At 64.9% G+C, this 1405-nt stretch carries 2 protein-coding genes; both read left to right on the top strand.

Annotated features, from left to right (window positions below; translation table 11 throughout):
* Positions 1–10 precede the first annotated feature (10 nt).
* Entirely contained in the window at positions 11–922 is a 912-nt protein-coding gene (gene ftsX, locus ACZ5CR_RS45215; RefSeq protein WP_468869492.1) for a permease-like cell division protein FtsX, read from the top strand.
* Positions 923–1015: 93 nt separating this feature from the next.
* The coding region (locus ACZ5CR_RS45210; protein WP_468869489.1) for a hypothetical protein at positions 1016–1405 on the top strand (390 nt) is incomplete at its 3' end.

The following is a 1405-nucleotide window of genomic DNA, read 5'->3' as shown; positions in this document are numbered from 1 at the left end:
AAAGGGAGCCATGCGCGCCCAGTTCGTCCTGTCGGAGATCGGCGTCGGTCTCCGCCGCAATCTCACGATGACCTTCGCGGTCATCGTCTCCGTAGCGCTCTCGCTCGCCCTCTTCGGAGCCTCGCTCCTCATGAGCGACCAGGTGAGCACGATGAAGGGCTTCTGGTACGACAAGGTCAACGTCTCGATTTTCCTGTGCAACAAGGGTGACGCCGAGCAGGACCCCGGGTGCACCAAGGGCGCTGTCACGAACGAGCAGAAGGAACAGATCCGCACGGATCTGAAGAAGATGCCCGTCGTCGACACCGTCCAGTACGAGACGGCCGACCAGGCGTACAAGCACTACAAGGAGCAGTTCGGCGACTCCCCGCTGTCCAGCTCCCTCACGCCGGACCAGATGCAGGAGTCGTTCCGGGTCAAGCTCAAGAACCCGGAGAAGTACCAGGTCGTCAACACCGCCTTCAGCGGGCGGCCGGGCGTGCAGAGCGTGACGGACCAACGCAGCGTCCTGGACAACCTCTTCAACCTCCTCAACGGCATGCGGTACGCGGCGCTCGGCGTCATGGGGCTCATGCTGGTCGTTGCCCTGATGCTGATCGTCAACACGGTGCGGGTCTCGGCCTTCAGCCGGCGCCGCGAGACCGGCATCATGCGCCTGGTCGGGGCGTCCAGCTTCTACATTCAGGTGCCCTTCGTCATGGAGGCCGCCATCGCCGGTCTGATCGGCGGCGGTTTCGCCTGTGTGCTGCTGGTCGCCGGCAAGTACTTCCTCATCAACAACTGGCTCGTCGGCAAGATCGACATGGTCAACTTCATCGGCTGGGACGCGGTCCTCGGCAAGTTGCCGCTGGTGCTGACGGTCAGCTTCCTGATGCCCGCGTTCGCCGGCTTCTTCGCCCTGCGCAAGTACCTGAAGGTCTGACCCGGTTTGACGCGATGACCCCTCCTGGATCAAGATCAATTTGCCTTTGACCAGGGCTTATTGACATTGACAGAGGAAACGGGAGGGTCCGTCGTGCGTATACGACGTTTTGAGGGTGGCCGCACGGCCAACGGAGCGCGGGGAGCCCGGGGAGTCCGGGCAGCGGTTGTCGGCGCGGTCCTTTCCGCCGCCGTGCTGGCCTCGGGGATGCCCGCACAGGCCGCGGAGGCCGGGCAGCCCGTGCGCGCCGCCGGGGTCGCGGCCGAGCACCAGCCCGCGCAGCCGGCGGCGCAGCAGGGAATGCAGGCGCGGGCTGCGCGTGGCGGCCAATACGGCTACCACTACGAGTACTACGTCTCCCGGCGCACCGCGACCGCCGAGGTGTCGTTCCGCAAGATGAACCGGATCATGAAGTCGGTCTTCCCGATTCCGGGGATGCCGAACAAGGTCAAGAAGGGGCAGAAGATCTGCCTCAAGGGCGGC

It is taken from the genome of Streptomyces sp. NPDC031274, from assembly GCF_055570235.1.
This window is presented reverse-complemented; position numbering and strand designations above follow the sequence as displayed.